The sequence below is a fragment of the Saliterribacillus persicus genome (genome assembly GCF_003337485.1).
Classification (GTDB): domain Bacteria; phylum Bacillota; class Bacilli; order Bacillales; family Amphibacillaceae; genus Saliterribacillus; species Saliterribacillus persicus.
Genome location: NZ_QPJJ01000003.1, coordinates 196,121 through 208,924 on the forward strand (window position 1 = coordinate 196,121; position 12,804 = coordinate 208,924).

9 protein-coding genes are annotated in these 12,804 nt (G+C 34.9%); all 9 read right to left on the reverse strand.

Annotated features, from left to right (window positions below; all coding sequences use genetic code 11):
- Positions 1-768: an ATP-binding cassette domain-containing protein gene (locus DFR57_RS04605; protein WP_114351982.1), complete on the reverse strand. Its 768-nt coding sequence runs from the start codon at positions 766-768 to the stop codon at positions 1-3.
- On the reverse strand, positions 746-1,567 hold the full coding sequence (locus tag DFR57_RS04610; protein ID WP_114351983.1) for an ABC transporter permease: 822 nt from the start codon (positions 1,565-1,567) through the stop codon (positions 746-748). Before DFR57_RS04610 ends, DFR57_RS04605 begins: the two co-directional genes overlap by 23 nt.
- The gene (locus tag DFR57_RS04615) at positions 1,564-2,550 is read right to left on the reverse strand and encodes an ABC transporter permease (protein ID WP_114351984.1); all 987 of its coding nucleotides are present in this window, start codon (positions 2,548-2,550) and stop codon (positions 1,564-1,566) included. The genes DFR57_RS04610 and DFR57_RS04615 overlap by 4 nt, the downstream gene beginning before the upstream one ends.
- Positions 2,551-2,586: 36 nt before the next feature.
- On the reverse strand, positions 2,587-4,179 hold the full coding sequence (locus tag DFR57_RS04620) for an ABC transporter substrate-binding protein (RefSeq protein ID WP_114351985.1): 1,593 nt from the start codon (positions 4,177-4,179) through the stop codon (positions 2,587-2,589).
- A 238-nt stretch (positions 4,180-4,417) separates the two neighbouring features.
- Positions 4,418-6,220 carry a beta-glucuronidase gene (gene uidA, locus DFR57_RS04625; RefSeq protein WP_114352121.1) on the reverse strand — a complete coding sequence of 601 codons (1,803 nt, stop codon included), beginning with the start codon at positions 6,218-6,220 and terminating at the stop codon, positions 4,418-4,420.
- Positions 6,221-6,239: 19 nt separating this feature from the next.
- On the reverse strand, positions 6,240-7,742 hold the full coding sequence (locus tag DFR57_RS04630; RefSeq protein WP_114351986.1) for an MFS transporter: 1,503 nt from the start codon (positions 7,740-7,742) through the stop codon (positions 6,240-6,242).
- A gap of 165 nt (positions 7,743-7,907) precedes the next feature.
- Positions 7,908-9,527: a response regulator transcription factor gene (locus DFR57_RS04635; RefSeq protein ID WP_114351987.1), complete on the reverse strand. Its 1,620-nt coding sequence runs from the start codon at positions 9,525-9,527 to the stop codon at positions 7,908-7,910.
- A gap of 6 nt (positions 9,528-9,533) precedes the next feature.
- The gene (locus DFR57_RS04640; RefSeq protein WP_114351988.1) at positions 9,534-11,321 is read right to left on the reverse strand and encodes a sensor histidine kinase; all 1,788 of its coding nucleotides are present in this window, start codon (positions 11,319-11,321) and stop codon (positions 9,534-9,536) included.
- Between the two features lie 113 nt (positions 11,322-11,434).
- Positions 11,435-12,787, reverse strand: a complete 1,353-nt coding sequence (locus DFR57_RS04645) for an ABC transporter substrate-binding protein (RefSeq protein WP_114351989.1) — start codon at positions 12,785-12,787, stop codon at positions 11,435-11,437.
- Positions 12,788-12,804: the final 17 nt, after the last annotated feature.

Genomic DNA, 12,804 nt, shown 5'->3' on the forward strand with positions numbered 1-12,804 from the left:
TTACCTCCAATTATTCACAAAGCAATTTTGCGGAAGTGCTTGCCATAAAGCTTTCGTGTAGGTATGTTTTAATTTTTCTCCATCTCCAGCAAAAAAAGAAACCGGAGACACTTCAATTATTTCTCCATTGTCCATCACAGCAATACGATCGGCCACCTTTAAAGCTGCAAAAAAATCGTGTGTTATGAAAAGAACACTTTTTCCTTCTTGCTTCATTTGATTAAATGGGGCTAACACTCCAGATAAGGTATCAGCATCCACTCCAGGTGTTGGTTCATCCGCAAGTATTAGATTAGGATTTTGAACAAGTGCAGATGCTATTAATACCCTTCTTGCCATTCCTCCAGACAATTCAAAAGGAAAATATGCAAGCCAATCTATATCTAATCCCAAACTTGACCAAATTTTATGTAATCGGTGCTGTTTATTTTTCCCCTTCATTAAAGTTAATAAATACTTTCCAACTTTTAAAAAAGGATCTAACGCATCAATCGTTTGTGGGATTAACGCAATTTTTTTTCCTCTTAACTGAGGAATATTATGCTGATTGACAGTCTCCCCATTCCAAAGCATCTCACAATTTTGTTCTATTTCTTCAGGTAATAAATGAAGTATAGAGTGTGCAAGCAAGCTTTTTCCTGAACCACTGGCACCGACTACTGCTACTATTTCAGATGGAGCTATACTCAAACTGACATTGTTGACTAAAGTCATTTTCTCATATTTATGGTAAAGACTTAAATTTTTAATTATTAACCCCTGAGTCATACCTATCGTTCCTTTCCATAACACGATGCACCTGCTTACCCATATATTGAAACGTGAGCGTAATACTTAATAAAAATAGTCCGGGGAAAAAGGCTAACCACCAGTAACCAGCTGAAAGATAGCTCATCGATTCTGATAGAATAATCCCAATGGCAGGTTGGTCAGTTGACAAGCCAAATCCTAAGAATGTTACAGCTGCTTCATGTAATATCGCATGAGGGAATATTAAAATTGCCCCTATTATAATTTGTGGATATAAGTGTGGCAAAAAATGATGCCAAACAATCCAAATATAATTTTTACCAAATTGCCGTGATGCCTGAATAAATTCACTGTTATTAAGCTGAAATACTTCCACGCGCAGTACACGAGCAAGACTCGTCCAGTGCGTTACTATTAAACCGATCATTAACCCCTTTACTCCGCCACCAAGTGTAAAAGTGATGAGTAATAAGGTTACTAAATGAGGTAAGCTTAGGAATAAGTCGATCATCCATCTAACTATTCGATCAAATTTTTTATTAGCTCCAGCTACAACTGCCATAAGTAGGGCAATTATTGTACTACAAAAAGCAGTGACAATTCCGATAGTTAAACTTACACTTAGCCCTTGCCAAGTTCGTATCAGCATATCCCGTCCGAGCCAATCCGTGCCAAACAAATGAGTTAGGCTGGGAGCTGTATTTTTTTGATTCAAATCTATCGCTAGTTCTTTTTGTTCTATAATAATGGCAACAATATACAATACTAAAATTAGCAGAATAGGAACAATCAGTTTTATGGGAATCCATTTTTTCATAGCTTCATCAACCCCTTTCTGAAACGAGGGTCAATAATTTTGTACAATACATCTGCTAAGAAATTCCCAACAAAAACAAAGCCAGCGCTAATGATCACAATCCCTAGAAGAAGCGGTACATCTCCACCTAAACCAGCGTCCACCACCGCCTGTCCAAGTCCAGGATAACTAAATACTTGCTCCGCTAAAATAGCCCCACCAAATAATTCCCCAAAAGAAGCAAAGTGAAGCGAAATAGCAGGTAAAATGGTGTGTCTAAACGCGTGCCGTTTGTATAAAGAAAAGCCTTTTAGTCCTTGTGCTTTCGCCTGTAATATAAAAGGACTTTTTAGTATTTCTATAAGCTTTTCTCTGGTATGTAAGGCTATATTTGCTGTACCTAATATACTTAGTGTAAGTGCTGGTAAAATAACATGATAAAGCCGATCAAGGAAGCTAACATTTCCTTCTAGCATTCCAATTGGAGAAGCTAAGCCAATTGGGAAAATCCCTAAACCTACTGCAAATATCATTAAAAGTAATAAGCCAAACCAAAAGCCGGGAGTTGAAACAAGAACATAGCTATAAAGTTGAATAATACGATCTAGTAATCCGTTTTGTCTCATACCTGCAATTGATCCCAGTACAATCCCACCAACTAACGATAAAATCCACGCTATCCCCATTAGTAAAAGTGAAGCAAAAAACTTATCTGCAATTACTTCAGACACTGGCGCTCGATATATAAGAGATGTACCGAAATCCGCTTTTAATAATGAAGTTATCCAACTGATAAATTGCTCTGGTTTAGACTCTTTTAATCCCCAATATATTTCAATTTGTTCCTTTTGCTCAGGACTTACTTGAAGCATATCAGCACCGATGTAAGCTCTGATTGGATCAATTGGTGATAAACTAACTAACAGGAAGGTTATCAAAGCTACAACAAAGAGTAAGATGACTAAGTAAGTTAATTTTTTTAATAGAAACGATAGTATTTGCATCTTGTTATCCCCTCTTTGCTGCAAAACTCTAACCCTTTACTCATTCGTTTTCAGCTTCCACTCCGTAATAAAATCTGTAACAGGCCAACCGTGTCCATGCGGTTGAATTTTTTGCTCGCCAATTTTTAAATCTTCATGTACAAAATAAAGATGATTTACATTTACAAGCCAAACCCAAGAGGCATCCCCTTTTGCACTCAGACCTGTTTCACCATTAAATTGCGCATTTTTCAAAGCTTGGTTTACCGCTTCTTCTGACTTTGCGTGCATTGCATTTTCTAAATAATTGTCAACCAATTCATTTTGATAAAGGTTGCTATTATACCAGTCTATTCCTTTTATATCAGAATGATAGAGATTATATAATTCAGTTGGATCGTGACTTCCCCATCCCATCATTACGGGATTGGAAAAAATTAAATTTTCTAGTTCATTCCAGCTTTTACCTTCTGTAACAACATTTATTCCAAAGTGCTGCATTTGTTCAGCGAACACAATGGATAAGGATTGGCGCAGCTGATCTCCTGAAGGATAGTAAAGTGTAAATCCCGCTTCAAGTTCGTCTTTTTCAAAATAACCCTGCTCATTTTTTTCCCAACCATCCGATGTTAGAATCTCTTGAGCTAATTCCTGGTTGTCGTCCTTTATCCTTGTATCTTCATTCCACCAAGGTAGTTTATCCACACTGGAATATGCAGGCGTACCTTGCCCCTCTAAAACGCCATCAACTAGTTCCTCTCGATCTACTGCAAGATTCATTGCTTTTCTAATTGCTAGATTAGAGGTTACCACATGTCCTGCTGGTATACCCTCAGCTGTTTCGTTCCCCTCATCTAGAAAAGGTAGAATCACTCCCCGATTATCCACACTTTCTAAGGAAAGTAATTTCATCCCATCGATTGTTTGATTGTTATATGTAATAGGAACAGAAGCAACATCAACCTGTCCTGCTTTAGCAGCAGCAAATGCTTGATCTTCTTCTAAAAAAAGAAAGGTCAATTTTTTGAACGATGGCTTCTTTCCATAATAATGTGGGTTTTCTTCGACAATTAATTGTTCCCCTTTTTTCCATTCGACCATTTTATAAGGACCTGTTCCAACCGGATAATCTTGGTATCTATCATTATATGCATGCTCTGGTACAATTCCTAATGTTGCAAGCAAATATAAAAAGGTTGCTTGTGGCGTTTTCAATTTGATTTTCAAAGAAAAATCCGATTGTTTTTCTATTTCGTCAACATTTGTAACATCCACAATCGATTGAGATAGTTGCGCTTGTTCAAATGTGAAAATAACATCATCAGCATTTAGTCTCTCACCATCTGAGAATTTCGCGTCTTCTCTTAACTCTAATGTCCAAGTCAATCCATCTCGTGAAATATGATAGCTAGTTATTAAGTCATTTTCATAAGATAAATCTTCATCCAATTTTAATAAAGTACTTTGAAATAATGGCGAACCATATCGTCCCCATCCAGTTATAGGGTCAAAGCCACTTTCAGGCTCTTTTCCGACTGCTAACGTTAACGAATCAGTCTCTATCTTTTCGTTACTACTGCTATCTATATTTTGATTACTGCAAGCTACTATAGTAAAAATGCTTGCTAATAATATTAATCTAAGCTTCATTAAATCGTTTCTCCCTATCACGCAAATTAGTTTCTATTATACCTTAGTGACACTTACTCGACTAGGTCTGTAAAAAACAAACACTCAAGAATAATTTGTTTGAGGTTTCCACACTTATATATTTTACAGCTCAGTTGCTTATGTCATTATATTTTCTGCAATCAGAAAGACAGACAGACAAGCACACAATGCTCATCTGTCTATTTTTTTACCGAATAGCTATATCGGCTAAAATTTATTATGCTTTATAACCAAATTCCGGAATGTTGGTCCATCTCTCGCGGAGTGAAAATGCTACGGATTTAGGTTTTCTATCCCGCGTGAAAATACCTTTTTTGTTTCCTTGTACGCGCATTATTCCTTGACTTGTCTGGAAATCCGCAAAATTCCAAACTTGTTCTCCTACAAAGAAGTCATATTCATCAAACACGTCATGGTATGCTTTGTAAAATTCTGTCTGAAACTCTTCTGTAAACATAACAGCGTCTATATCATGAAGACCTGATACCGTATCTGCCCCATACTCAGTCATCATAATTGGTTTATTCGGACATCGCTTCTTCCAACCATCAAATTCTTCACGCATTTTCACTTTAGCTAGCTCCATATCTCCACTTTGTACATACCATCCATAATAACGATTAAGTGCAAGCACATCAATTAGCTCAGCTATCTTATCTGTCTTTGGTGTAGACATTAAATGCGTAACAATCGTAACAGGTCTTGACTGTGGATCCAATTCTTTTGTTAACTCTACTAAAGGTTTGAAATATTCATAGGCACCATCTTCTTCAGAAGCAGGTTCATTTGCCACAGACCACATTACAACAGAAGGATGATTTTTGTCCCGCGCAATTAATTCTTTAATAACTTCTTGGTGGTGATCAAAGGTTTTAATTTCTTTAAATGTATCTCTTTTCCCACCAGAACCGAGTAAAGTAGCTGCGAAATTAAGATGAACACCAACTGCAGGGGTTTCATCAATAATAACAATTCCTTCTCGATCTGCTAAGCGCATCAATTCCTCAGAATATGGATAATGAGCGGTTCGGAATGAATTTGCTCCAATCCATTTCATTAAATTAAAATCAAGTACATTTGCCGCTTCATCAAACCCTCTACCATGAATAGGTGAATCCTCATGTTTACCAAACCCTTTAAAATAGAACGAATTTCCGTTGATTAAAAACTTACCATCCTTAACACTTACTGTTCTGACACCGAATGGTTGCTCATATACATCTTTAAGCTTTCCATCGTTTTTTAATTGCACTTTTAATGTATAAAGATATGCATTTAACGGCTCCCATAACTTCACCTCCGGGATGTTTAACTGACCACTAGCGCCACTTCCACTTGCTACTTCTATGCCATCTTCATCAATGATCACTACCTTTACACTTTCGCTTACTCCCTCTATATCGATCTTATAATCTACGATACCTTTATTTTTTTCAAAGTCCGTGACAACCGTAACATCTTTCACATAATTATTTGGTGTAGTATAAATCTTTACCGGGCGATGTATTCCTGCATAATTGAAAAAGTCGAAGTTGGGTGAGTTGCGTACAACTTTACCTACACCCTCTATCTTTTCTTCTGAGTAATTACCAACAGGTAGTGTTGTTTCATCTACGATATTGTTCACTGCTACTGTAAGCCGATTTTCTCCTCGCTTAACATGGTCGTTAATAGCAACTTCAAATGGAGTAAAACCACCTTTATGTGCTGTTACTAATGTTCCATTAATATAAACCTTAGCTATATGTGTAGCAGAACCAAATCTAAGTACCATCCGCTCGTTAAACATATAATTCGGAACAGTGAACCCTCTCTCATACCAGATCCAGCCGACATGGTTTCTCAGCTCTCTTGTAACTGCTACATCGTTGTATGATGAAGGAACAGCCATTGACGTTGTATTTTCTAAAGGTTTATTAAACCATTTATTCTCTAAGCCATTACCATCATCAATTTTAAACTTCCAAATTCCATTTAAGTCTACCTGTCCTCTTGTTTCTGTTGTTATTGGATATAACATCATCCATCCACTCCTTCTGTTATTTATCTTTTTCTAACTTTCTTGGTGCAGATTCTACCATCTCACCCTCGAAGACTTTTTCTTTTACAAGTGCAATCTTATCTTGAACCTCTTCCATCTTTTTATCATCTAATTGATAGAATTTCATTGCTATCAGTGAGAGAATCCATGCAATTATCGGAATTCCAAACATCATTAGAATCGTCATGAATAATAATGGTGTTGTTAAAGGATCGTCAATTTGCGGGAATTCGTTTCTAAAACCGATCATAGCTAACAGAAAACCTACAATCGCAGGTGCTAAAGATGATACCATTTTATCTACGAAAGAAAAGATTGTCCCCATCATTCCTGGCACATATCGGCCTGTTTTATAGGTTTCATAATCGGATACATCTGCAATCATTGGAATTACAATATTTCCGGTCAAACTTGAAAAACCCATTCCGATACTATATAAAATTAAAAATATGATCGTGTTAATACCAATACTTGTTAAGGAAATCGTTGTTGTATCAATCATTAACAAAAAAACTGCTAACACAGCAAATGATGCTAGAGATAACCATGTACCAAATACAAAGGCACGCTTTAACCCTATTTTTCTTGCTTTATTTACGCCATAAAAGGTAAAGAGAAGTATTGGAGCTACTGTAATAAGTGATACTGTTCCACTCATGGAATAATCAGCAAACATAATACCAAACACCATAACAACAACCGCAGGCTGTCTGGTTAAAGTCATAGCTAATTTATCTGTCGATGCTGCTACAACAAGCATTTGCATCGGTCTATTATTCTTAAGAATTGGCCAGTAATCCTTGAACTTAACTTTCATATTTTGATCTGCCAGACCAAAAAATTCTTTTCTGTCTTTTGAAGCAATAGCAATAACAGCTAAGATAGTAAATATACCGGAAAGAATCACGGCGTATAAATTTAATTCTTGAAATAACGCTAAGTTATCAAATCCACCATGTTTTTCTACTAAATAAGATGCCACGAATATTTGCCCACCGACAAAGATTCCAGTATTGTATGTTGCATCAAAAATCGAGAATATTGGTCGCTGTTTTGGATGGTTTGTTAAAACTGTTTGAGCTCCTCTTGTACACGCTGTTTGCATTGTGTACCCAATAATGTAAATAGCGTATATGAAAATAAAAAAGAAAAATTGCATTGAATCAGGTAGATGATGCGTAACATTGTACATAATTAGAATGGTAGTGGCTAAAATGATATTGCCCACTACCATTATTGGCCTAAATTTTCCAAACTTTGATTCAGTCTTGTCTATAATAAATCCAATTATCGGATCAGTTACACTGTCAAACACACGCATTGCTGTCAAAATTGTACTAATTACAACCACTGATAATCCTGCAATACCTGTTGCATAATAGGACACAAAACCAATCGCAAACATGTAAAGGTTAGTTGCCGTATTATTTAATGCGAAAAAGGCAATTTGCCAAAGTTTTGCTTCATTATATTCCCGTGCTTTCTTAACTGCTTCCACCATAAAAAGTACCTCCCGTATCCGCTTTCATAAGTTGTAGTTCTCCCTTTACTTTTTAAAGTTTATTTAGTTTGTTGACCAAACAAATCTTATAAGTACATAATAAAGCCCTTTCATTTTAAAGTCAAGGTTTTTTTGTTTGGCAGACAAACTAATTAAAAATCCCTTTTACGAAAGGGAAGTAGACTTATATTTATAGTGTTTGGGAGCCATTCCAGTTTGTTTTTTAAAGGTTTTCAAAAAATAACTTTTACTTTCAAAACCTAATTCCATTGCTATTTGATCTGTTGATTTTGTGGTATTCTCTAAATTATCTTTCGCTATCTCCATTTTAATTCTTGTGACATATTCAATAAAATTTTCACCAGTTTCTTGTTTAAATAAGCGACTAAAATAACTTGCATTCAAGTGCAAATATGCTGCAACATCTTTTAAAGAAATCTTTTGATGGAGGTGCTGTCTTACATATTTCTGTGCTTTTAGTACTTCTTCATTTCTTGGTATTTGATTAAATTCTTGCACATGCTTTAAAAACAGTGTACAAATCTCTATTAAGGTTTTTTCTAAGTGTGTAATTGTGTCAATTTCCTTCGTGATTTTATTAGTCATTTGAAGCAATTGATCATCTTCAAATCGCATCAAAGTGTTTAGAGATAACTTGACATCAAGTACTATTTTCACCGCGAAATCCAATACCATTTTGGGGTGGAACTTTTCCTTTTTTATCCTGCAAATATTTGCTTGGATATGGGAAAAAACATTATCTTCCTCTTTTTCAATGATGAAAGTTTTCATTTCTTGTAGGACCTCTTGATAATCATCAAAAATATTCTTTTCGCTAAAGGTGAATAACTTCAACGCTTGTATACTATTGGGTTCATAATAAAACCGACTTTCTTCATTATCAAGTAATGCTTGCATGGAAGTGATTAAACCTTGTTTTTTTTGAAATTTATTCCCAAAAACAATCGTTGTTGTAATTTTTAAGAAGGTTACCAATTTTTCTTGCATATTTCTAATTGCTTTATCCATTAGTTGATCATCGAGTTGACTTGAATTGCTCTCTCTTCTAAATAGAACGAAGAACTTACCTTGCAAATAAAATATTTGAATATCCTGTTGATAATTTTTTAACTCCTCTTCAATAATATTGTTGATACTAAATTGAAGTATTGTATCACTTTTATATTTCTCTACCACGTCTTGATAATAATCGATATAACATAAAACTGGTGTGAATTTTTCATCAAGGAAATTCATGCCCAGGAGTTCTTCTTGCTCCTCCCACCATCCTTCATTTTGGGATACATTACCGTCAACTACTTTTTCAATAAATTTTGATTTTAATTCTCTATTATTTTTATTTAAGAATCGACTAATTTTCTCATTTTTGGACTTCTCTTTTAATTCTTGATCCATTCTTTTTATTAACCTAGTTAGTAAGTCCGTAATTACAGGTTCTTCCATCGATTCTTTTAAGACATAATCATACGCATCAAGTTTTAATGCTTGTTGGGCGTAATAAAATTCATCATGACAGGATAGAATCACATTGAAGGATTTGATATTTTCTTCTTTTAATATACCGAGTATATCGATTCCATTTAAATGAGGCATGCCTATATCGGTAATAAGAACATCGAAATCATTTGTTTTCATATATTGCAGTGCTTCTAAACTATCATGAAAACTTGCAATTATTTCAAAACCAAGATCCTGCCATGGGATCATTTTGGTCATAAATTCCAACACCATTACATCATCATCAACCAAAACTACTTGATACATGTCTGCTCACTCCTCATTTAAAGGTATATAGAATGTAAATTTTGTACCTTTGTCTTTTTTACTTTCTATATTTAGGTCAAATTCATTCCCATAGATCATTTTTAATCTCTGAAAAACATTCTCGACACCTATTCCATTAAAGGAACCATTAGCAGCTAAGGAATCATTGTTCTCATTTTGAAAAATTTTTGTCTTTAGCTGTTGTAATTTTTCTTTCTCCATTCCAATACCGTCGTCAATAATTTCTAATATTAGTTTTAAATTATTATTCGATGTTGCTTTTATGGTTATCACACCGTTAGTATGTTTGTATCCATGAATAATAGCATTTTCTATCATTGGTTGTAAGAAAAACCTAGGAACCAATGATTCTCCTAAAGCTTCATCTACTTCAATATTTAATGATAAGTCATGGTGATGTCTAAAATTCATTAATTGCATATAATGTTTTACAACTGATATCTCTTCATTTAATGGTACAAAAGCATTGTTTCTATTAATCGTCATTCTTAACAATGCAGATAGTGCATAAATAAGCTCTGCACTATCTTTATCACCGTTCATCCTTATTTTTAACCGGATAGCATTCAACACATTAAACAGAAAATGAGGGTTAATTTGCGCTTGTAGCATCTCTAGTTCAGCTGTTCTTTTCTTTTCTTCTTGTTCTTTTACTTGTACGACCATCTCTTCAATCGTATCAAGCATATGATCGAAAGATTGTCCTAATGCTGCTACATCATTATTTCCCTTGATGTTAGCACGAACCTTTAAATTACCTCTTTTCACTGATTCTGTAATTAAATTTAATCGACTTAATGGTTTCGTAGCTTCTCTTACCAATACAATTAATCCAGCTAAAAACAATAATAGAAAGGCACCTTGAATAATAATCGTTGTTCGTGTAACTGTATTGATAGATCCGATGGTTTCTTCATATGGTACTAGACTAACTAATCTCCACCTGGAATAAGACACAGGAGCTGAAACCATCAGATGGTCCTCTGACTCAAAATCCACAATACTAGAGGAACGATTTAACACGTTATAAGAAAGTTTCTTACCAATGTCATCTGAATTTAGACTAGAATAAATTTCTCCGTCTTGATTTGTTAAGTAATATTTATTGTTCGTGTTGTTTTGGAAATTATTTAATAATGCAGATACTTCCTTTTCTTCCATACTAATAACTAGATAAGCTAGAGTTTGATTACCCTCTTTAATTGTTCTTGCAATACTAATGAGGTGGGAAGCTGTTTCTTTTTCTGATTCTATATAGGTAGGGTGAGCACCAATCCATTTAGTTTCATAAAAGCTTAACTGATCCAGTTCTTGAAACCAAGGCTCTTGTTTAAAGGAAGATGGATCATGCTCAATAGTAGAATAGTTGGTATAGGCTAAATCATCATCTAAAATAAGTGTGATATATGCAGGTGATAACAAGTCTGTTATGCCATTTAAAGCCTCCGAGATACGCAAGTATATTAGGGCTGACTGTTGTTGAAAATTTTCAGAATCAGAAGGAATAGCTTGCTGTGATTTAAGTAAACGACTAAAGCCGGTATCAAATTGAATGTAATTTGACGTATACATAATATCATCAAATAAACTGTTAATTCCCATTTCAATCATACTTAAGGTATCCGTAGATTGCTTGACTGCTCTTTCTTCTAATACGTCCTTCGTTAGATAGTTAGAAACAATATACGTGCTTATCCAAGGTAATAAGATGCATAATATAACGGCAATCGTGAGCCTACTTCTTAAAGATAGTTGATTTAATTTTTTTAACATAGCTGCACCTCACAACCTCTTATTTATGCATCCATTACAAAAATCGGAAAAATCAAGAGAGAATATACTTCCCTCTTGATTATATCACCTATATCAATGCTTATTACGATTAATTATTGGTTAGATTCAACAATAGATTGCGTTTTATCTTGAATATTTTGCATCGTTGTATCAATATCTTGTTCTCCCAACAAATACATTTCAACCTCTGCATCGAACTCAGTGTACACTTCTGTAATATAACTAGGTGGAGCAAATGTTTTGGCTGGTTCAACAGCAGTAATTGTGTGTTTCAATGATTCTAAATCCATTGCGTCTGGATTACTTGTATTGCTTACCAGTTTTTCTAAAACGGTATCAAGATCAGCATCTTTCCATGAAGGTACCCAGATACCTTGTTCTGAAATCCCTTCTGTTGTCAACCATCGCATAAAGTCATATGCCTCTTGCTTATGTTCCGAGCTTTCACCAATACTAACCAAATCCCCACCGATAAGTGAATGGGCTGTAGCATCCTCTTCATTTTTTGGCCATGGAGCCCAGGCAAATTCAAAATCTGGAGTGAATTGACCCCATTCTGTTATCATATAAGTTGCAATTGGTATCATACTTACTTCTTCTGTGAAAATTTGTTGACGGTAGTCCATTTGCTGTGAAAGAATATCAGAATATGGAACAGAAGACTTGTCTTCTTGTTCTAATGCATATCTAAGCTCCAATGATGCTTGAAGCATTGGATCATCTGCATTAGATGTACCATCTTCATTTAACATTAACGTGTTTTCAGGTTTGCCAAGTAATTTTAATGACGAAAACATATTATGCCATGTGTGTAAATAAGAACCATAATGCTCTTCTGTTGTCATTGCTTTTGCATACTCACGGTAATCATCCCATGTCCATTCTGTTGGAATTTCTAGACCAGCTTCTTCCAAATGACCTTTGTTAATCATAACTCCGTTCGTAACACTCTTCATTGGTAAACCATAATATTGCCCGTCTACTGGAGGATATCCATTATTGTAAGTTTCATTCATGTCAATTCCTTCCGCATCCATAAATTCATCAATTGGAGCAACAAGGCCTGCATTTATTCTTTTCACTAAATCATTAGAGTTGGAGAACATCATAAGATCGATCGTTTCCCCAGCAGATGCCATTAAATCTAATTGTTTAAAATAATCCCTTGAATCCATATTTTCAACTAACGGAACAGATTCAATATTTATACCCGGATTTTCTTCTTCATACATTTCAATAATTGGCTCCCAATTCCCGTTTTCTTCGTTAATCCAGTGAACAAATTGTAGAGTTATTTCTTCACCGCTCTCTTCACTGCTATCATTATCATCTGAATCTGTACCCTCGTCTGCTGAATTAGAAGTGTCCTCATCACCAGAACATGCTGCTAATAAAAGTGTAATCATTATTGCGACTAGCCACATTAATCCCCATTTTTTCTTCATAACTTTTTTTCCTCCCT

Bases quoted from the DNA above. Each gene is read 5' to 3' on its own strand.
- DFR57_RS04605 (WP_114351982.1), bottom strand. From the start codon at position 768: ATGACTCAGGGGTTAATAATTAAAAATTTAAGTCTTTACCATAAATAT.
- DFR57_RS04610 (WP_114351983.1), bottom strand. From the start codon at position 1,567: ATGAAAAAATGGATTCCCATAAAACTGATTGTTCCTATTCTGCTAATT.
- DFR57_RS04615 (WP_114351984.1), bottom strand. From the start codon at position 2,550: ATGCAAATACTATCGTTTCTATTAAAAAAATTAACTTACTTAGTCATC.
- DFR57_RS04620 (WP_114351985.1), bottom strand. From the start codon at position 4,179: ATGAAGCTTAGATTAATATTATTAGCAAGCATTTTTACTATAGTAGCT.
- uidA (WP_114352121.1), bottom strand. From the start codon at position 6,220: ATGTTATATCCAATAACAACAGAAACAAGAGGACAGGTAGACTTAAAT.
- DFR57_RS04630 (WP_114351986.1), bottom strand. From the start codon at position 7,742: ATGGTGGAAGCAGTTAAGAAAGCACGGGAATATAATGAAGCAAAACTT.
- DFR57_RS04635 (WP_114351987.1), bottom strand. From the start codon at position 9,527: ATGTATCAAGTAGTTTTGGTTGATGATGATGTAATGGTGTTGGAATTT.
- DFR57_RS04640 (WP_114351988.1), bottom strand. From the start codon at position 11,321: ATGTTAAAAAAATTAAATCAACTATCTTTAAGAAGTAGGCTCACGATT.
- DFR57_RS04645 (WP_114351989.1), bottom strand. From the start codon at position 12,787: ATGAAGAAAAAATGGGGATTAATGTGGCTAGTCGCAATAATGATTACA.